Below are 20,048 nucleotides of genomic sequence, written 5' to 3'. Positions count from 1 at the left end.
CAAGATGATGAAAACTACGGGCCGGGTAATCTTCCCAGATTATCCGGCCTGAGCACGTTTGATGGGCCGCGGATTAGGTGCGCCTTGCAGAATGTCAGCTCTTACTGGCCGCGGCGGCGAGAACAGATAGCCCTGAGCGCAGCGAATATCCAGATCAAGAAGCTCGGTCACCTGTGTTTCCGCTTCAACGTGATCCGAAATCAGCTCAATACCATATCGCTGGAGTAGGCTTCCGAAATCCGCGGGATGGATATTTCCGTGAGCAAGCGTCTCATCCTGCTGCAGCAAACGTGCGGCGTTCAGCTTGGCAAAACGGAACCCCTTGTCAGCAAGTCCCCGGAAGTCCATGCGCAAATCCGTGATTTGATCCACGGAGAACCGGAACCCCAAATCTGCCAGGGCAGCAAGGCTTTCATGTTCCAGCAACCCCATGGCGGCCACATGTGCTTGGGTGAACTCGAAAATCAGCAGATCCGCATAGGTTTCGTTGGCACGCACGAATTCCAGAAATCCGGGAAAGAAATCCTCGTCCACCAGCGTTGAAGGGGAAAGGTTGCAGAACAAGCCCGCTTCCCTATTTCGGGAGGACAGGCGCTTGAGGATCTGCAACGAACGGAACAACAAAAGGTTGTCAATGGCCGGCATCTGCCCTGTGCGCTCGGCCTCTGCAATGAATTCCACTGGCTCCAGTGTCTCACCATCCAACCGGCGCAACCGGCTGAGGGCCTCATAGTAGCGTACGCGGCGCTGCGGCAGGGTAACGATCGGCTGCAGATACAAATCCACCCTGCCCGCATCCAGTGCAGCACTGATTTCAGCCGCCAATGCAGCGTCCGGGCGCGGCATACGCGGATCAGGTCGGCGTGGCGCCGCTTGTGGTTGGGTTGTGACTTCAGGCTCAGGACTAGTTACGTTATGTGATGCGTGGGGGTGCCGCATAGTTCCCATTGCATCGGATGGATTGTGATCCGGCGTATATCCCACCGCTGCCTGATTGGATGCCGGTATCTGACCTTGGCTCGAGGGCAAAGCTTGCTGGGCGTTGACCGAATGGGTCAAAGCGATGGTCTTGGCCGACTGGTCATCAAGCCGCGTCTCCATGTCTGCCATCGCCTCTGCCATTTGCTTGACCAGCGATCCAATCACTTCAACTTCCGCAAAGACAGGGTCAATCTCTTGCCGCGTGCGTTGTGGCAAGTTTGTTTCCATGCCGCTCATGCGTCCTTCAAGGTTGACCACGTCGTCATCAATCTCTGACAAACGGTCCTCGAGACGCTCGACACTTTCAGAAAATTCACTCTTTTCCTGGGTTCGCGTCATGACCAAATGGATGACCATCATGGTACACATCAACGCCAACGCAACGGACGCCGCTTCGCCGAAAGGCCGCTGAAACTGCACCATCATGACCAGACCGCAGGAAATGGCTACAATCGTCATACATGCGAAGATAAAAAGTGTCGCTGCCCTGCTCATTCGATAATCTTAATACCCTGCGCCGAATCGTGCCCAATACTGCGGGATTTTGCAGCATTTGATAGGCTGGTTCGATTCCCCTACCAGTTAATTGGGGGGAAAACCCATGTTGTCCCCCGCAACCTCGGAAAACTTAACGAAAATAAGAGAAACAGTGGAAACTTCGTGGTCTGCCGATCATGAATTTTCCGTAGTTTTACGGAAATCTTAATTTACTGTATGAACTCAACATAAGAATTGTAGTGTGCACCTATTGTGACCGTGCGTCTCATCGCGCATACATCGCTACAGCAAAATAAAGACAACAGGCTGTGTGGATGAACCAAAGCAACAGTACTGCGGACATTGACGAGGTGACGCAGAAGAATGCACTTGCCGATGCTCCTGCCGAGATCTCGGAACAGGAGGTGCAAGCGGCGCTTGAGCGCATTCTTGGCAGTGCTGAGTTCAACTCCGTCAGCCAGCTCCGACAATTTCTCAGGTTTATCGTTGAAGCCAAACTCAATGGAGAAGCCCATCTGATCAAGGGCTATACCATAGCGACCACGGCTTTGGGTCGTCCCTCCTCATTCAACCCGACAAATGATCCGATCGTACGTGTAGAGGCATCGCGGCTACGGAAGCGGTTGGAAGAATACTACAACGGCAGTGGTGAGGATGACCCTCTACAGATCGTCATGCCTGTCGGCACATATGAACCAAAGTTTATACGCCGATTTGTCTCAGATGAACTCGGGGGAAGCAGCTCCAGAGACTCTTCCTCCAGAGGCAAGCAGGGGCGCAGCGGCGACGGCATTGAATACCTTCTGCGCAAACAGCAGCGCCTCCATCGCCAGCGAACCATGCTCGCTATTGGCCTTAGCGTTCTGGTGGTGGCAACGATCGGATTGCTCAGTGTCCTGAGCCAACCCGGACAAGCATTGATTGATTATATCTCAGGCGAGTCTCAGGAAACGATCACGTTCACACCCGGTGCGATTTCACTACCCCAGTTTTTTGTTCAGGACATTGCAGCCGGCTCGGATCGCACAGAAATGGTTGAATCCGCACTGGAGATCAGCAGTCTGCTGCGCTCAACCGTGCAACGCATGCCACTGGCTGAAGAAGCCGCCAGTCCTGACGCGGATGAGGCCAAGGTAATTTCAGGCGCACTGTATTATGCGCTCAACGGCACGACAGCCCTTTCGTTTCGCGTAGACGAGTTGGGCAGCAGCATCCCGTATGTTCGACGGCGCTTCAACTCGAAAGGCTCCATCGCCATTTCACCATGGCGAACCCGTTCACAATTGGTGCGTTCTGCCGTTCAAGCAATGATGAGCCCCGACATCCTGCGCCCTCAGGTGGGGCGCAACTCAAGTGCTTACAGCTTGACACCCTATCGCGGGAGAAGCTGTGTTGTTGATGCCGAGTTCGTTGTCGCAAACCGCTTTGCCTATGCCTCCGAGATTCAGGATATTCAGGACTGCCTGAGCAAGATTACCCGTGACTTTCCTGAGTTCGACCCAGCCCTGCTGGCCTCCGCCAATATCATGCTGCTGCAGGCAATCCTTGATGGCAATGCACAGGACAAGACCGCATTGATCGCACAGGCTGACCGTCTGATTGAGCGCATTCAGCCAGCCAGCAAGTTGACCTCTCAGTATCAATCCACCCAAATGTTGCATGCTCTTGCACAGGGCGAGTTGGAAGAAGCGCGCGTGCGGGGGCAAAACGCATTGCAGTTGAACCAGTTCGACCCCACCGTTCTTTCGGACTATGGCCAGCAGCTTCTGATCATGAATGAGTGGGATGAAGCCATTGAGGTGCTGAACTCCATCAGTATTCCCAGCATTACCTATCCAGACAGGTTCGATGCCCTGCTCGCCCTTGCCTACTATGCACGAGGGCACACGGATGAAGCCTATATCACGTCCTTGCGCTTGCGCCCGCAGAGCTATCCTTTGGGCTGGCTTGTCAAGATTTTGGCCGCAGCCGGCAAAGAAGAAATGGATGAAGTGGACCAGTTGATTTCGGCACTACGCGCCAGCGAGCCCGAAATTTTCGCGCATCCCCAATGCATCCTCAGTCAGCAGTTGGGAAAGACAGCCTTCACTCAACGCTTGTTTGTTGCGCTGACAGAACTTGAAGTCGGCCTTGGTGGCGGCGGCGAGTATACGCAGATGTACCGCCCCTGTGAGCGTTAGCGTTACGCCTATCCGCACTTGTATCCTCTCATCCCGGACAAGCAAGCAGTCCGTCGTCAGTTTTTCAGGTAAAACAGGACTCTAGCCACATGCTGGCAACATTTTGTTTACCCTGATTGCACAAACTCACCGCAAGCAAGAGATACAAATCGGCAGGACTACGCCCCAGCATGGAGGTTTTCCGGGACATGGGTAGCAACACAAGTGGCTTGAGTGACTGTTCCGCATGTGTGCTGGACCGAGACCTGGCAAGTGCTTCTGAGGTGGCTTCCCACCTTCAGACCACAGGATTCATTACAGAAAAGCCTCTTCTGTTTCAGAACAAGTCAGATTTGCTCGCCCAGCTTACAGCGGCATCTGCGGATGTGATTGTTGTGGACCTGGAAGCACTTGGCGGCGAAGATGTTTTGGGCGAGATACCGCTTGTGTGCCCTGAAGCCATTTTGCTGGCCATGAGCAGCCAAGGCTCCCTTTCGCGTGCAATCAGCTCCATGAGTGCCGGCGCTCATGACTTTCTGGCACGCCCCTTCACAGAGGAAACGCTGAAACAAAAACTTGCAGCGCTGCTTCCAGCACGCCGCCGCAAGCCAGCTCCTTCACGCCATGCCACCAAAGCCCAGCCCAAGGCAAAACCAGCCGCGAAACGCGGACAGGTGGAGCCATTTCTCGGGTCTTGTCCGGCCATGCAGGGCGTGTACGATCAAATTTCCAAAATGGCGGGATCAGCAGCACCCGTGTTCATTACAGGTGAGGCTGGCACTGGAAAAGAACTCTGCGCGCAGACCTTGCATGATAGGTCCAAAAGGAAGCCCCGTCCATTTACCAGCATCAACTGCGCAGCGATTCCGGACGATCTGCTCGATAGTGAGTTGTTTGGCCACGGACGAGGGGCTTTCACGGGCGCAGAGGATGTTCGAAAAGGCGCGATAGAACTCGCCGACAATGGAACTCTTTTCCTCGATGAAATTGGTGAGCTTGACCTCAAGTTGCAGGGAAAATTGCTGAGGTTCATGCAAAAAGGCACTTTCCAGCGCGTGGGTGAAACTGTCCAGCGCGAAGCCGACGTCCGTATAGTCTGTGCGTCCAATCGCAACCCATTGGTGGAAGTGCAAGCGGGTCGCCTGCGTGAAGACCTTTTCTATCGTCTTCATGTCTTGCCAATCCACCTGCCCCCACTTCGCGACCGAAACGGGGACGTCATTGAACTGGCGGAAACCTTCCTACAGCGGTTCTCGACAAGCGAAAACAAGCGTTTCAAAGGCTTTAGCCCTGCGGCCGAACGGGTTTTGCGCGACTACACTTGGCCTGGTAACGTAAGGGAGCTTGAAAACACGATCCGTCAAATCACCATATTGCATGATGGTTTGGCTGTTACACCCGACATGCTGCCATCTTCCTTGCAACCCGATACCTGTGGCCTGTCGCTGGGAAACGACAATTATGAACAAGGTTACAGCTTGTCCGAAAGGTTTTCCTCGGTAGAGCCACTCTGGACCCAAGAAAAACGTATCATTGAGAATGCGCTCGCGGTTTTTGAGGGTAACATTGCTCAGGCCGCTGCCGCGTTAGAGATCAGCCCTTCAACCATATATCGCAAAAAGCAATCCTGGGCTGAGCGGCAAGCTTGTTAACCACCTTATTTCCACGTATCTGCCAAAATGACCTAGGTTATTGTGTTACCTAGGTTTAACGGGTATATGCAGCGCCCAAGACTATTAAAAACCAACACCGTTGGTTTTAAGGGGGCTAGAAATGCCACGGGAACTGGTAGCATTCAAGAATTGGACGACAGTTGTGACCATGACCGCAGCGATGAGCGCGGCGGTACTAACAACATCACCTGCATTTGCAGAAGAAGGCATCGTCCAACCTCCGCAAGCAATCGTTGAGGCACGCGCTGCGCTACAAGACGCGTGGGACACAGCTCCACTTGGCTTTACGACAGCGACTTTCGCGCAGGCCCCAGCGAACGGGTATGGAGATTACACCCCGGTTGCGTCGGCGAATTTCCAACCCGATCAGCCCATTTATGTTTACACCGAGCCAGTGGGCTATGCTTTTCGTGAAGACGACGGCCGATACATCATCAACCTGAGCGTAGATTTTGAACTGCGAAACATGACGGGGCAAATACTGGCCTCGCGCACCAACTTCGCACAGTTGGAAAACGCAAGCCGCCGCCGGGTGCACGAGTTCCAGACCTCACTTCAGTTCGGCTTGCAGGGCCTGCAGCAGGGTGACTATGTCCTGCAAGTTCGAATCAACGACTTGAACTCGGACAAAACCGGAAGTTTTGAACTGCCATTCACAATGGCGGGCCAAAAGAACTAGTGGGGAACGCCCCCTCTCACAAAAAACCGTGAGCGCATCCATTTCACGTGATGCATCACGGTTTTGTCATGTTTGGAAGGCATTGTTCCGCCCATTCTCTACCAAGCCAAACGAGACTTGCGACCAACAAACCAAAAAAATTTCGACAAGTCTCCTTGACAGTTTCAGGACCGAAAACTACATCCGCTTTGGCTGTTAGCACTCTGCCTATGGGAGTGCTAACATCTGTGGGGCTCTGCTCCACCAACTCTCAAGAAGTTTTAACAATCGCGTTCCGGCGTTGCCTAAAAGGGACGCCCCGCATGAGAGGAAGAACCAATATGAAGTTTCGTCCGCTACACGACCGCGTAGTCGTTCGTCGCCTCGAGTCTGAAGAAAAGACAGCTGGTGGCATCATCATCCCAGACACCGCCAAGGAAAAGCCACAGGAAGGCGAAATCCTCGCTGTTGGCGCCGGCTCCCGTAAGGACAACGGTGAACTGATCGCTCTGGACGTCAAGGTTGGCGATCGCGTTCTGTTCGGCAAGTGGTCTGGTACTGAAGTCAAGATCGACGGCGAAGACGTCCTGATCATGAAGGAATCCGACATCATGGGCGTCGTCGGCTAAGCAAGCCTACATACGACCCTTCGATCCCTTCAACCTAAAAGAATTGAAAGTGAGACAAGACTTATGGCTGCAAAAGAAGTCAAGTTTGGTTCCGATGCCCGTGATCGCATGATGCAGGGCGTTGACATCCTCGCAAACGCTGTAAAGGTAACGCTTGGTCCCAAGGGCCGTAACGTTGTTCTCGACAAGTCCTTTGGCGCTCCACGCATCACCAAGGACGGTGTTTCGGTTGCCAAGGAAATCGAACTCGAAGACAAGTTCGAGAACATGGGCGCACAGATGGTGCGTGAAGTTGCTTCCAAGACCAACGACGTAGCTGGTGACGGTACAACAACTGCAACCGTTCTGGCTCAGTCCATCGTCAAGGAAGGTGCCAAGGCTGTTGCTGCCGGCATGAACCCGATGGACCTGAAGCGCGGCGTCGACATGGCTGCTGCTGCTGCGGTTGCAGACCTGACCGCTCGCTCCAAGAAGATCTCCACATCTGACGAAGTTGCTCAGGTTGGTACGATCTCTGCAAACGGCGACGAGCAGGTTGGCAAGGACATTGCCGAAGCAATGCAGCGCGTTGGCAACGAAGGCGTTATCACCGTTGAAGAAGCCAAGTCGCTGGAAACCGAGCTGGAAGTCGTTGAAGGCATGCAGTTCGACCGTGGCTACCTGTCTCCATACTTCGTAACCAACGCTGAAAAGATGGTTGCGGATCTGGAAAAGCCACTCATCCTTCTGCACGAAAAGAAGCTCTCCAACCTTCAGCCTCTGCTTCCAATTCTGGAAAGCGCTGTTCAGTCCTCGCGTCCGCTGCTGATCATTGCAGAAGACGTTGAAGGCGAAGCTCTGGCAACTCTGGTTGTCAACAAGCTGCGCGGCGGCCTGAAGATTGCTGCTGTAAAGGCTCCAGGCTTTGGCGATCGTCGTAAGGCAATGCTTGAAGACATCGCAATCCTGACCGGTGGCACCGTGATCTCCGAAGACCTCGGCATCAAGCTCGAGAACGTGACGATCGACATGCTCGGCACCGCCGAAAAGGTCAACATCACCAAGGACGACACCACGATCGTTGATGGTGCTGGCAACACGGCTGACATCGAAGCACGCGTTGCTCAGATCAAGGCACAGATCGAAGAAACTTCCTCCGACTACGACCGTGAGAAGCTGCAGGAACGTCTTGCCAAGCTCGCTGGTGGTGTTGCAGTGATCCGCGTTGGCGGTGCAACTGAAATCGAAGTGAAGGAAAAGAAAGACCGCATCGACGACGCTCTGAACGCAACTCGCGCTGCTGTCGAAGAAGGCATCGTACCGGGTGGTGGCACTGCTCTGCTGCGCGCCAAGGAAGCTGTTGCCAAGCTCAGCTCTGACAATCCGGACATCATGGCTGGTATCAAGATCGTTCTGCGCGCTCTTGAATCTCCAATCCGTCAGATTGCAGAGAATGCTGGTGTTGAAGGCTCCATCGTTGTTGGCAAGGTTCTCGAGAACTCCAACGGCGACTACGGCTTCAACGCTCAGACCGAAGAGTACGTCAACATGGTTGAAGCTGGCATCATCGACCCAACCAAGGTCGTTCGTACAGCTCTGCAGGATGCAGCCTCTGTTTCCGGTCTGCTCATCACCACTGAAGCCATGGTCGGCGAACTTCCAAAGAAGGAAGCTGCTGCACCAATGGGTGGCGACATGGGTGGCATGGGCGGCATGGGTGGCATGGGCTTCTAAGCTCATCCCCGGCTCAAGCCGAATAACGAAAGGGCGTTCCTCGGGGCGCCCTTTTTGTTTGTGTCAAGCTTGGCGTCAATTGTTGACGAAGCCAGCGATGAGACGGCAGATGTATTCTCGCTGGCGCGCCAGAATCTGCGGGACCGGCCGATTATTGTTGTAGGTTGGGAAATACCGAAACAGGCTTTGCGGAAACACCTGACCACCCGGCAGGATCTCGCGCTGCTGTATCTGCACCCCGTTCGTCTCGGCACCGAAAAATTGGCGATATTGGCCAAGGCGGAACAGGCGGTCCCACAATTGCTGGCCTGTGATGATGTTTACACCGGATGGGTCCGGCTGGGCTGCATAGTAAGCTTGAAGTCCATTCCCGTCGATCAGCGAATGCCCCGAATGCACTCGTCGTCGGTCCCGCGGAATGAGATCCAGGCTCGCTCGATACTGATTTCCTACACCTTGTGCTGTTCCTACCTCCCCCCCTTGAATGGGAAAGTCCATGAGGTTCAACGGGCGATAAAGATTGTTCACGTTGGAACCAAAAAAGCTGTGCTCCCAACCTGCATGTTTGAAGCCCCAAAACGTTCCTGAAAGGTCGCCCTGGTTGACATAGACCGTATGTGTTGGTTCACGAACGTTTTTTGCCGCGTTTGCCGCTTGCAACTGAGCCGTCGTCATATGGCGGGAGTCATTGATTAGATCAGTTATGGCTTGATTGAAGTCGCTTCGCGTTACGCCAAGTCTGACAAAGACATAATAGCGGCTCTTGTATATGGGGCCAACGACATGCTCGAGTCGCGTCGTCAATGCGTTATGAGGATTTTCCATAGGCAAGCCTGCGACCGCAAAATACAGGCGCGTCGCGCCCGTAGTTGCCAGAAACCCATGAGCATGAAGCGGCCTCAACCGCACCGAGTCATTGGAGATGGCTGGATCTTGCCCCAGGTAGATGCTCGGCAACTGGCCCGCCGCGAAGTTGAGATTGTAGCGATAGTTGCTTGCATAGGCTTCTTGTTGCAGCCTTATGGTACCAAAGCCAATGTTGTTCTGGTTTATGATTTGCAGGCTGGCGTTGTTTTGAACGGGCATGCCCAGCTCTCTCCTCTTTCCCTTGCGGGGCACCTCGGGTGCCCAATGAGACAAGTGCGCTTTGGAGAGTGACGCGGAAAGGCTCTGGCTGTGACGACTGGTCAGACTTGAAGCATGTCACCCATTTGTGAATGCAGGTGTTTAGGCGAAGCTGCAATGAAGCTCTACCTTCAGCTCATCAGACAAACAATATCGGGAGTCCCACTGTACCCATGCGCAAATTCTTTTTCATGGCAGCATTGATTGGCAGCTTCTTCGTCTCCTGGAGCGGGCCTGCGACAGCATCAAGCACCGCCATTTTTGCAGGCGGGTGTTTCTGGTGTGTTGAATCGGACTTTGACAAAGTCCCTGGGGTTTTGGACACGACCTCGGGTTACATAGGTGGAACAGTGAAAAATCCGACCTATCAGCAGGTGTCTGCAGGTGGTACGGGCCACCGCGAAGCAGTTCAGATTACTTATGACTCGGACAAGGTAAGCTACGACAAGCTTCTGGAGGTGTTCTGGCACAGCGTTGACCCGACGGATGCGGGCGGGCAGTTCTGTGATCGTGGTTTCAGTTACACGACAGCCATTTACGCAACAAGTAGTGCTCAGGCCCGGGCTGCAGAAGCGTCCAAGAAGGCCCTCAATGCCTCTGGTAAGGCGGGCGCACCCATTGTCACCCCCATCGAACGCGCGGCCACTTTCTACCCTGCTGAAGACTATCATCAGGACTACTACAAAAAGAGCCCGCTGAAGTACAATTTCTATCGCTTCCGGTGCGGCCGGGATGCTCGTATTGAGCGACTTTGGGGAGACGATGCCTTCAAAGGTATCAAATAGTCAGACAGCAGAAGCTGCTTCTGTACGTAGAAAGTCGAGAAAGGCTCGCAGTTTGGGCGGCATGAAGCGGCGTTCCTGATACACAGCGTAGACAGCACTATCATCGCTGAGATAGGGCGAAAACTTATGATCCTCAAACAACACGACCAACCGGCCAGACGCGATATCGTCCGCCACCATCCACGTCGGCAGTACGGTCAAGCCTGCCCCATTGCGAACCAGTTGGTGTACCGCAGAAGGGGTGTTCACTTCCACCCGCTGGGACTTCGCAGGCAAAATCGCATCATGACCAAGCACCCGCAAATTGGACCACCGCCGCGTGGCAAGACCAACCCAGTGATGCTGGGGCAGCATTTCCAGCGTCAACGGCCATGAATGGCGATCCAGATACTCTGGCGCAGCTACGAGGCGAAAGTCGTTGTCCAATATCCTGAGGGCAATCAGATCACTGTCTTCCAAAGCGCCGATGCGGATCGCCAGATCTACCCCTTCCTCACCTAGATCAACAATCCGGTCGTCAAATCGAATCGATACCGTGATATGAGGATAACTTTCCAGAAAGTCAGGCAGCTTGGCGGCAAGCCAATACTCGCCAAATGCGCGGGTACAGCTGATCGTCAACAACCCGGAGGGCATGGTCTGCAAACCGCTGATGGCGCTTCGCGCCTCTCGCTCTTCTTCCAGAATGCGCCGCGCAAAGGGGGCGAAGAGTCCACCCGCTTCCGTCAAAGCAACCCGCTTGCGAGACCGATGAAAAAAGCGCGCCCCCATTTCCTCTTCCAAAGCCGTGACATGCCTTGTTACCGAGGAAGGCTGCAAATTGAGCGCTTCGGCGGCCGCGGAAAAGCTGCCCAAGTCTGCTACTTTGAGAAAACACTGAAGGCGGGTGGACTTCACTTGATTGCACTTTCTGCAAATTGTTCTTTCAAAATGAACTATAGATGCGAATTTATGCAAGTGGCAAGGTGGACGCTTAGACACTAGCAAGAGGGTAAGATGCAAAACCTGCGCATTCTTTTGGCACAACGTCCCGTTGGCGATATCAAAGCAACCGATTTCGAAAAACGAGAAGAAACTCTGGGTCCCCTCGAAGAAGGCAAGGCTCGCATCCGGGTGGTTTATCTATCGCTGGATCCCGCCATGCGCGGCTGGATGAGCGCGGATGAGAACAGCTATGTGCCACCGATCCCACTCGGTAGCACCATGCGCGGCATTGCCACCGGCGTTGTGGAACAGAGCAAGACCGACAAGCTGAAAGAAGGCGACTGGGTCTCCGGCTTCTTGGGCTGGACACAATACGCAGATGTTCAACCGGATGAAGTCAATGTTGTGCCACAAACCGTGCCAATGGATGCCTACATGGGTGTGCTGGGGCTTGCGGGAGCGACCGCCTATCACGGGTACAAGGAGATTCTAGACCCACAAGCAGGCCAGACCCTGTGCGTCACCGGCGCGGCAGGTTCGGTAGGCTCTCTGGTTGGGCAAATGGCGAAAGCTGATGGCCTGCGAGTGGTTGGCATTGCAGGAACACCCGAAAAATGCCGCTGGCTGACTGACGAACTTGGGTTCGATGCGGCGCTGAACTACAAGAGCGATGATCTGGATGCCGGACTACGCGCCTTTGCACCGGAAGGACTGGACCTGCATTTTGAAAACGTGGGCGGCGCGCCATTGCAGGCAGCTTTGAACAACATGAAGGCCCACGGAAAGATTGCCGTATGTGGTTTGATTTCGACCTACAACGCAACCTCTGTACCGGCCGGGCCGGAGCTTTCAGCGATGATCAAGAAGCGGCTCACAATGAAGGGCTTCGTGATGACAGACCATTGGCATCGCTTCGGAGAAATTCTTGGAAAGGTTGGCGAGTATCTTGGCAAGGGCCAATTGAAATATCGACTTGATATCGTCGAGGGCCTTGAGAACGCACCTGTCGCAATCAACAGGCTGTTTGACGGCAGCAACACTGGCAAACTGACCATCAAGGTCAGTGACCTTTAGCCTCCGGGAGGCGGCCATCACAAGGCCGCCTCATCCACTTCCGGGTCAATGCGAGTTGTCATAGGTGATGCGGTAGAGAACGTCCGCAGTGTCATCCGACACCAGTAACGAACCATCTGGCAATTCGGCCACGTCGACAGGGCGCCCGCGATAGCTTCCATCCTCTGCAATCCACCCATCTGCAAATACACTTGTTTCAGCCGCACTTCCATCATCGGCTACAGACGTGAACATGACACGCGCGCCAATTGGTTCTGTCCGATCCCATGAGCCGCGTTGCGCGTTGAAAATGCCGCCTTGATAAGCCTCAGGAAATGCACTCCCGCGATAAAAGGTCATACCCAGATCCGCTGCGTGAGCATCCATCTCAACTTCAGGAAACACCAGCAAGGCAGGCACCTCTGCGTTTTTGTAGGGTATCGTTCGCGTATCCCCACCCCCGTACCAGGGAAAGCCGAAATTCTGACCGGGTGCTGTCTGACGGTTGAGCTCACCCGGCGGGATATCGTCGCCCATGCCGTCCACCTGATTGTCGGTGAACCACAACTCATTGTTGGCTGGATTGAAATCCATTCCGACCGCATTGCGCAGGCCATATGTATAGACCTCGCGATTTGTACCGTCCCGATCGAAGCGGACAATCCCGCCAATTCCGGTTTCTTCGTAAAGAGCCTGCTTGGCGGGCGGAGAAACATTGTAAGGCTGGCCTAGTGAGACATAGAACTTGTTGTCCGGGCCAATACGGCAAACCCGCGCCGTGTGAACACCAGACTCCTCTGATACCGGGATCAGGTCGTCTTGAGGAACAAACTCGTAAGCCCGCACCTCTCCATCTTGCACCGCCCTTTCATATTCCGGAAAGACGAGAATTCGATTGCGTTCAGAAATGTAAAGATCACCATCCGGCGCAAAGCAGGGACCATTTGGAATATCAAACGTGATTCCCGGTGCAAATCGCTGCACGTCCTGAACTTGTTCAAGATCGCCATCAAGGGAGATCTCCCACACATCCTCCCAGCGCGTGCCGACAATCAGTGTCCGCCCTGAGGGACTGACTGCCATGTGGCGTGCATTGGGCACCAATGCAAACACGCTGATCTCAAATCCGTCCGGTATGCGGATGTGATTCAAAATGCCTTCAGCACGCTGTAATGCACGTTGGTCTGGCGCTAGAATTTGTGGGCTGGGCGTTTGCTGGAATGCCAACTCGGGCAATTTGGCTTGCCCCGGCAGGACGGTGCCGAGATTCACCAGGATAGAGCCAGCGATCAGACACTGCGTGTGGCGAGCCATTGCATTCTCCCTAAGTCATCCGTGTTACCAGCGGAAATATGGAGCTTCGCCAAAAGATCAAGGTACGATCGCACCGGCAGAATCTGTGGGTGGTTAGCTCCTTGTTAGCTGTACGAGGGGAAAACGCCCCTAAAGCGCCCAGTTTTAATTCAACACTAGCCATTGATTGCTAGTGTCCTTGGAGATGGCACTGTCGCTATTCATTGGAACAGGAAACCGCCCTTTGACGGTTGATTTCTCCATCTATTAATGGCATAGGAGAAACATCATCAAGAGAAGGGCTGGCGCCCTCGCCAACCTGCCAACCGGGCAAGGTGGTTTCCGCATTTAGGGATGTGGCTGACATCAGGTTTTTCTGGATGTTCGGCAACCAAGCGGTGTTACTATGGATTATGCGCCAGTCCTCCTCGGGAAACCGACGGAGGATTTTTTGTTGGAACTGAAACGACAACCCCGGAACCCATGGAAAACACGCGTCCATGATCACGTTCCACCAGCCTTGTGTGAAGCAGTTGCTCACCTGTGCGAAGAATTCACCGCAGCCTATCTGCTGGACTGTCTGGTCTTGCATAAAGGCATTCAGTGTCGCTTGCCAAAGCCTGCTCAGGCAGCCTCATGCCCACGCCTTTCTCAAGATGAGCGCTCAGACAGGTATGGCATGCTTTTAAGCTTGTGGGCTGGCGGCTGCACCACCGCAATTGATGAGGGACTGTTTTTGGACGCGGCCCATCGCCGCCCACGGGAATACGATGCTTTGCGACAAAGGTTTCGCCGCAAGCCATTGTGTCTGGCTACCCACAAAGGGTAGCCATGCCCATCCTTCGGATATCTCAGCTTCCTTCTACGAAGGCCTTTCGATATTCCTCTGCGATTTCGCATGAATGCCCATCGTCATCCACTGCGACGAAGACGAACTTGGCGCTGGTGACACGCTCACGGTAACCGAAGCGATGACGCAACGCCCATGCCTCGATGTGAACGTCCATGGAAGACCGCCCTACCTTGGTCACCTTCGTGTAGACGCACAGCACATCTCCCACCTTTACAGGCCTGATGAAGGTCATAGAGTCGATGGCGACCGTAACCACACGCTGCTGGGCAAACTGCCCGGCGCAAATGCCGCCAGCGATATCCATTTGGGACACGACCCAGCCGCCAAAAATGTCACCGGCCGCGTTGGTATCGGCCGGCATGGCCATCGTGCGTGTTGTTAGCTCACCCAAAGGGGCGTCTTCTGTCGCTTCAGTTGCAAGTTCAGTCATGAGTCTGCGGATCCTCAGGGCTGTAACGCGGCATTTTGACCACTTCGGGTCAAGCCGCGAGGGTTTTGGAGCCCCCAAACATAGCCAGACTCAAACTATCCGCAACAGAATTGGCCTGCTTGACCACAGCGACGTGGGCTGAGTTAGGAAGCGTTGCCGCACAGGCAGCATGAAACAGGCTCAAGTACCGATCCACCAGGTCCGGCTCGAATGCTTCGGCATTATCAGCGAACAGACGCACAGGGCGTCCCGTGTACTCCTGCGTTTTAAGAAGCGCGGAGCGCCAAAACTGGCGGGCACGATGAACGTGGTCGGACCAGTCACCTCCAGTAACACGCGTCAACGCCGCGCGCAGGCGCTCGTCTTTTTCTACAGATGCAGCCAATTCATCCACCAACGCATCCACATGCGCGTGGGTTAACGAAGAATGCACAGGGCTCCGTTCCGCCAAGGGACGGATGTCGTAGAGTTCTTTTTGCATAGCGATCACTCTCTATGTTTTTTATTAGCAACCAACATGTACTACTATAGTACTATTATTGTGCAGCGCATCATAGAGAGTTTACGTACTAAAGTTTAGCTTGTGCCCGCAATACAGAGGGTTTTTCCAACGCATAGTAACCGGAGATCCGGCTGATCAGACCTTCTCGTTTCCAGGTATTCAGAACACGAGATACATTTTCACGCGCCCCACCGGCCATATTGGCGATTTCTGCCTGACTGAGCTTGTAGTGGATGAGAATTCGTCCATCCTCCAGGTCTTTCCCAAAGGTTTCAGCCAGTTGGAGCAGAGTTTGGGCCACCCGCCCGGTTAATGGAAGAAACGAACGTGCAACCAATGCATCATTGGTCGTGCGCAGCCGACCTGCCACGATGGACAGCATGTGCCGGTAAACGACCGGATTACTGTCGGCAAAGCGATAGAATGCGGTTTTGGGAATGAAAGCCAGCTTGCAGTCCTTCAATGCAGTGACTGTCGCTGAACGGGGGCGATCATCCAACAAAGAGACCTCGCCCACCATGCTTCCCGGTCCCAGAACAGCCAACAATTGTTCGCTGCCGTCAACCGACAGGACAGAAACCTTAAGGGTCCCCTCAATCAAGGCATAGCATCCGTCACCCGGATCACCGGCTTCAAACAGGACACCACCGGATTTCAGTTTGACAGGCTGGGCAATGTTTGAAAGCTCATCCGCAAATGTTTCCGGCAGCACACTCAGCGCAGGGCTTGTCTTTAAAAGCTCTATAAATTCTTGCATGTGTCGTCGTGTCCCGTGTCGCCCAGCAAAAGGACAGCCGCCCTCGGAAATCAGGAGTATTCGCCCGCATGGATGCACAGATCGATCTAACCGCGACTTGTGGCAAAATTAGGTAAGCAAAACCGAGTGACGGGTGTCACTGTAGGTGAGGATATTCGTGCTTCACATTGAAAGCGTCAAGTAGTGCGACGCACTTTCAAAACGCCTGAAGTCAATTTCATCGTGAAAACTCACTGAACAGTGAAAAACGAAAATCGACAATCAAAACAAGAAGATATCTTTTTCGCTCAAGAGATAAGGAAACTCTTCACTATTGAGGAAACGCAATTGACGTTCACGGGCATTCTGCTCTTTCAAAGGCTTGATTGAAGGTTCCTTCTCCGGATATCCCGGCTGGCAGAACACCATGGAACTCTCGTGCGGTACATCCAAACCATGCCAAAAGAACTCGCGAAGATCGGTTTCATCCCCGCCCTCTGGCAGGGTGGGACCGGCATAAATTGTCTGAAGCCCAGCCTTGGCAGCCGCTTTCTCAAGAGACGAGCCGCTGTGATATTCGCCTGACGGCCCAACAATGGCTGGACGAGGTGCGCGCATAAGCGAAACCACATTGACAACCCGTTGAGCGACCGCTGCAAAACGGATGAGGTCACCTTCAACAGCAACAAACGCTGGCGCTCTGAGATAAATCTGCTGAAAAAGCTCAATTTGTGCAGCGATTTCCGCCTCCAGGACCTCATCAGGCAGGAGATTGAAAGGCGCGCGCAAGTAATACCAGGACATGGATGGATAGGACTGACCAAAGGCCGAAGCCCCCAAAGGGGTTAGCGGGGCATATCCCCGTCGTAAAGTCAGTGTTACGCCAACCTTGGTATCTTGCTCGGCCCAGGCAACGACATCACGCAGTTGATAGAACTCTTTTTCCCATAAGGGCCCGGTCACAACACAGCCAACAGCAGATAGTCGACCTGCAATGATCAAGTCGCAGATCGCCCGGTCCACCCCAAAGCTCGTACCGAACTCCAGATTCGTTAGCAGAATGCGTTTCATTGGCCCTAGCCCAAGAGGACTCATCTGACATCACGAGTACCAATTAAAACGCAGGCAAAAGATAACGCAAGGTTATAAGGATTAAATTACTCGGTTTTGGGAGACTGCGACAAAATAGCACTGCCAGCCACCGGGTCACTCAACTTATAGACGCGGATACCCTCGATGCGACTGTTTCCCGAAAGGCGCGGTATCTCGGTGATCAACTCCACACGGTTAAACTGCGAGCGAAACCGATCTGCCTGATCGCGCCGTTCTTCAACGACGTAAAGCATGGTGTTTCCAGCGGGCTGTTGAACCTGCGGCGGCATCATCTTGTAACGCAGTCGTTCGTTGACCTGATACACACCAATCCTTTGCCTTTTAAGGGCATTGCTCAGTTGCCCTGTCATACCGTAGCTGGTTGTAAGAACCCATGTGGCGGTCTCATCATCTGTAAGCGCGGCAACCTTCTCTCCAATTTCCGACCAATAACGCAACTGATGGGTAGGATCCTTGCGGGCAAGGCCTTCTACAACCGGCGACAGCGCGTGCAAATACACAAATCCGGCAGCAAACACACCCAGCGCGACAGCCGCTGCAGCCACTTTGCCACGCCACGAATTGAGGATGGCCACTTGTGGCAAGGATACCGTATAGGCCGCGAATATAGCCAAGGTTGGATAGATCGGTGCGGGCCAGTTGCCCTGAACTCGAGAGTGAAGCGAATGCAAGGTCAGATAAACCAGAAACGGCAATATTGTTGTGACCAACAGGCTAGCCGCAGGTTCTCGCGCCCATGTCTTCTTGATGAGCACGACTGCCCCCACAAGCGCCAGAATGAACACAAGTGGGTTCAACAAGCCGGCGACGGCACCAACATATTCACCGATGTATTTCAGCGTGTAGTGCGTTGCAACAACGCGCCCAAATTGCTTGGTGAACGAAATCCATTCGTTGTCGGCATTCCACCAAAGTACTGGCGAAAACACCAATAGGGCCAGAGCACCGCCAACCCAAAGCTGCCAGGCAAGAAAGTACCGCCGGTTCTGGGGAACCCATAAAAGCCAGAGAAGAATTCCTGCACCCAGAAAGAAGACCGAATACTTGGATAGCAACCCGAAGCCCGCAAAAACCCCGACCAACAACCACCAATTCGGATTCTGAGAACGGTTCAGTTCCGCCAAGGACCAAAGCGCCAAGCCCCAGAACAACACGGAGGGTGCATCGGGCGTTGCAATCAGCGCCCCGACGCCAACCAGAAGCGTGACATTGAGGAACAAAACGGACCAGCCCGCAACCCGCATATCAAACAGGACAAAAGCCGTTCGCCACAAGAATAACGAGCCCGCCGCTGCACTGATGACGCCCACAAAACGCAGCCCCAGCGGATTATCACCGAATATTGCCTGCCCCAGCCAGATCCACCAACCAACCATGGGGGGATGATCATAGTAACCAAGCGCAGGATAAAGTCCCCATAGACGGTAGTAAGCTTCATCTTCCACAAGGCCGATTGAACCAGCCACAGACAAACGAACGACCGTCAAGACAATAACAAAAAGCGCCAGATTAACCGGCTGCAAATACCAAGGCACTGCTGCACGATCATTCACACAACCCCTCCTGCTTGTCGATTCCAGCAAAATCAAGCGTTATGATTGGCGCCATGTAAGCGTCTTGCTCGCTACGTAGTTCCAAACAGCACCCATCAATGCGCCTGCAGCTCCCGCCAACCACCACAGCGGCTGTTGAGCGTAAATCAGCTCTGCCACGCCCACATTGGCAAGAACACCAAAACTACACACCAGATAGAAAGTGAACAAACCCCGGACCCAGGCAGACCCTTTGAGCCGCCGGTCTCTGTAAGTCAGCCTGTTGTTCAGAAAAAAGTTGGACGTCATTGCAACAAAGGTCGCCACCAACTGCGCTGCGCTGAACTGCGCCAGCCCTGTTGCCAACAACGTTTTAAGAACAGCCAGATGAACAATCACCCCTGTCGCACCAACAAAGGAAAACATGAGAAAGCGGATCGACAGCCTGTCATGAAAGAGTTTGGCCAACAGGAGGCCAAGATAGTCCATGGTGACAAGCGTATCCAACTTGCTCTCTCCATGAAGACGCTCCCGAAAAACAAACGGCAGCTCCTTGATGCGCAACGAGCCTTTGGCAGTAGCTACAATGTCCAGCATGATCTTGAAGCCCTGCGCTGACAAAGACGGGGCCAAATCTTCGAAGGCATCTCGGCGCAGCATGAAGAAGCCGCTCATCGGATCGGAAAGGTCAACCTGCAAGAAACGCCGAGCAAGTGAATTTGCCAAGTTCGACCCCCACTCGCGAACCGCAGAGAGGCCATTCCCTACTTCCCCACCCTCAACGTGGCGTGAAGCAATCACGATGTCATAGTCCTGACTTCGCAGATCCTGCAGCATACGTGGCAACAGGTTTTCATCATGTTGCAGATCGGCATCCATCACAGCGACATATTTCGCGGAAGAGGCCAACATGCCTTCGATACAGGCACCAGACAGACCACGGCGACCAATGCGGCGGATCACCCTTACCCGCGGATCAACTTGACCGATTGTCTTGGCGCATTCCGCCGTGCCGTCTGGGGAGTTGTCATCGACAACAATCACCTCCCAATTGACACCTTCAAGGCACTTCCGCAAAGCTTCCACCACAAGAGGAACATTTTCTCTCTCGTTAAAGGTGGGCAGGACGATCGACAGTTCGGGACCGGACTTGGCATCCGTTGCGTCTGCATTCTCGCATAGTGCGTCTGGGCTCGTGTCAGACACGTGTTCACTCCACTTGGGAATCGCCAACGCCGAGAAGGCGCTGCCCTCGTTTTCGAGCGGGACGGTAGCCACAAATATCGATAATGCAAGCACTGTTTAATAAAATCACTCGGGATTCACCCGTGCTCCCGCCTTGCCCTTGGTACCTGTATGGTCTAGGAGACATTCAACGAATGGCTTTATTA

18 protein-coding genes and 1 riboswitch are annotated in these 20,048 nt (G+C 53.9%); of the genes, 8 read left to right on the top strand and 10 right to left on the bottom strand.

The window, feature by feature from the left end:
- Positions 1-39: 39 nt before the first annotated feature.
- Positions 40-1,476, bottom strand: a complete 1,437-nt coding sequence (locus tag G512_RS0115380; protein ID WP_028482484.1) for an EAL domain-containing protein — start codon at positions 1,474-1,476, stop codon at positions 40-42.
- Between the two features lie 317 nt (positions 1,477-1,793).
- Here G512_RS0115380 and G512_RS0115375 point away from each other — a divergent pair, with 317 nt between their 5' ends.
- The 5 genes from G512_RS0115375 to groL all read left to right on the top strand — a co-directional run bounded on the left by G512_RS0115375 (position 1,794) and on the right by groL (position 8,311).
- Complete coding sequence (locus G512_RS0115375) at positions 1,794-3,659, top strand: tetratricopeptide repeat protein (protein WP_028482483.1); 1,866 nt, start codon at positions 1,794-1,796, stop codon at positions 3,657-3,659.
- Positions 3,660-3,847: 188 nt separating this feature from the next.
- Complete coding sequence (locus G512_RS21395) at positions 3,848-5,290, top strand: sigma-54-dependent transcriptional regulator (protein WP_073833419.1); 1,443 nt, start codon at positions 3,848-3,850, stop codon at positions 5,288-5,290.
- 121 nt (positions 5,291-5,411) lie between these two features.
- Complete coding sequence (locus tag G512_RS21390; RefSeq protein ID WP_051269436.1) at positions 5,412-5,990, top strand: hypothetical protein; 579 nt, start codon at positions 5,412-5,414, stop codon at positions 5,988-5,990.
- Positions 5,991-6,310: 320 nt separating this feature from the next.
- A complete protein-coding gene (groES, locus tag G512_RS0115360) occupies positions 6,311-6,598 on the top strand; it encodes a co-chaperone GroES (protein ID WP_028482482.1) in 288 nt (95 codons plus the stop codon).
- A 63-nt stretch (positions 6,599-6,661) separates the two neighbouring features.
- A complete protein-coding gene (gene groL, locus G512_RS0115355) occupies positions 6,662-8,311 on the top strand; it encodes a chaperonin GroEL (protein WP_028482481.1) in 1,650 nt (549 codons plus the stop codon).
- 75 nt (positions 8,312-8,386) lie between these two features.
- On the opposite strand, the gene G512_RS0115350 is transcribed toward groL, so the two are convergent.
- Positions 8,387-9,397 (bottom strand): hypothetical protein, encoded by a 1,011-nt coding sequence (locus G512_RS0115350; protein ID WP_028482480.1) that lies wholly within the window; start codon positions 9,395-9,397, stop codon positions 8,387-8,389.
- 212 nt (positions 9,398-9,609) lie between these two features.
- Between G512_RS0115350 and msrA the strand changes: the two genes are divergently transcribed.
- Positions 9,610-10,221, top strand: a complete 612-nt coding sequence (gene msrA, locus G512_RS0115345; protein WP_036489872.1) for a peptide-methionine (S)-S-oxide reductase MsrA — start codon at positions 9,610-9,612, stop codon at positions 10,219-10,221.
- Here the strand turns inward: msrA and G512_RS0115340 are convergent, their stop codons facing one another.
- A complete protein-coding gene (locus tag G512_RS0115340; protein ID WP_028482478.1) occupies positions 10,222-11,118 on the bottom strand; it encodes a LysR family transcriptional regulator in 897 nt (298 codons plus the stop codon). It abuts the gene before it with no gap.
- 99 nt (positions 11,119-11,217) lie between these two features.
- Here G512_RS0115340 and G512_RS0115335 point away from each other — a divergent pair, with 99 nt between their 5' ends.
- The gene (locus G512_RS0115335) at positions 11,218-12,219 is read left to right on the top strand and encodes an NADP-dependent oxidoreductase (protein ID WP_051269434.1); all 1,002 of its coding nucleotides are present in this window, start codon (positions 11,218-11,220) and stop codon (positions 12,217-12,219) included.
- A gap of 45 nt (positions 12,220-12,264) precedes the next feature.
- Here the strand turns inward: G512_RS0115335 and G512_RS0115330 are convergent, their stop codons facing one another.
- The gene (locus G512_RS0115330) at positions 12,265-13,512 is read right to left on the bottom strand and encodes a PQQ-dependent sugar dehydrogenase (RefSeq protein ID WP_028482476.1); all 1,248 of its coding nucleotides are present in this window, start codon (positions 13,510-13,512) and stop codon (positions 12,265-12,267) included.
- A gap of 261 nt (positions 13,513-13,773) precedes the next feature.
- A riboswitch (SAM-I-IV-variant riboswitch) is annotated at positions 13,774-13,896 on the top strand.
- Between the two features lie 49 nt (positions 13,897-13,945).
- On the opposite strand from G512_RS0115330, the gene G512_RS0115325 reads away from it, so the two are divergent.
- Complete coding sequence (locus G512_RS0115325) at positions 13,946-14,320, top strand: hypothetical protein (protein WP_208975034.1); 375 nt, start codon at positions 13,946-13,948, stop codon at positions 14,318-14,320.
- Between the two features lie 22 nt (positions 14,321-14,342).
- Here G512_RS0115325 and G512_RS0115320 read toward each other — a convergent pair whose 3' ends face one another.
- From G512_RS0115320 to G512_RS0115295, 6 genes are all read right to left on the bottom strand, one after another.
- The gene (locus G512_RS0115320) at positions 14,343-14,774 is read right to left on the bottom strand and encodes an acyl-CoA thioesterase (protein WP_028482474.1); all 432 of its coding nucleotides are present in this window, start codon (positions 14,772-14,774) and stop codon (positions 14,343-14,345) included.
- A 49-nt stretch (positions 14,775-14,823) separates the two neighbouring features.
- Entirely contained in the window at positions 14,824-15,255 is a 432-nt protein-coding gene (locus G512_RS22230; RefSeq protein ID WP_051269432.1) for a globin family protein, read from the bottom strand.
- 88 nt (positions 15,256-15,343) lie between these two features.
- Positions 15,344-16,033 (bottom strand): Crp/Fnr family transcriptional regulator, encoded by a 690-nt coding sequence (locus tag G512_RS0115310; RefSeq protein WP_028482473.1) that lies wholly within the window; start codon positions 16,031-16,033, stop codon positions 15,344-15,346.
- 261 nt (positions 16,034-16,294) lie between these two features.
- Positions 16,295-17,083 carry a ChbG/HpnK family deacetylase gene (locus tag G512_RS0115305; protein ID WP_208975033.1) on the bottom strand — a complete coding sequence of 263 codons (789 nt, stop codon included), beginning with the start codon at positions 17,081-17,083 and terminating at the stop codon, positions 16,295-16,297.
- Positions 17,084-17,169: 86 nt separating this feature from the next.
- A complete protein-coding gene (locus G512_RS21380) occupies positions 17,170-18,678 on the bottom strand; it encodes a glycosyltransferase family 39 protein (protein WP_051269430.1) in 1,509 nt (502 codons plus the stop codon).
- A gap of 39 nt (positions 18,679-18,717) precedes the next feature.
- Complete coding sequence (locus G512_RS0115295) at positions 18,718-19,863, bottom strand: glycosyltransferase (protein ID WP_028482471.1); 1,146 nt, start codon at positions 19,861-19,863, stop codon at positions 18,718-18,720.
- Positions 19,864-20,048 lie beyond the last annotated feature (185 nt).

Source organism: Pseudovibrio exalbescens DSM 16456, from assembly GCF_000422785.1.
Classification (GTDB): Bacteria; Pseudomonadota; Alphaproteobacteria; order Rhizobiales; family Stappiaceae; genus Pseudovibrio; species Pseudovibrio exalbescens.
The sequence above is the reverse complement of the archived record's forward strand: the minus strand, read 5'-3'. Positions and strand labels throughout refer to the sequence as shown.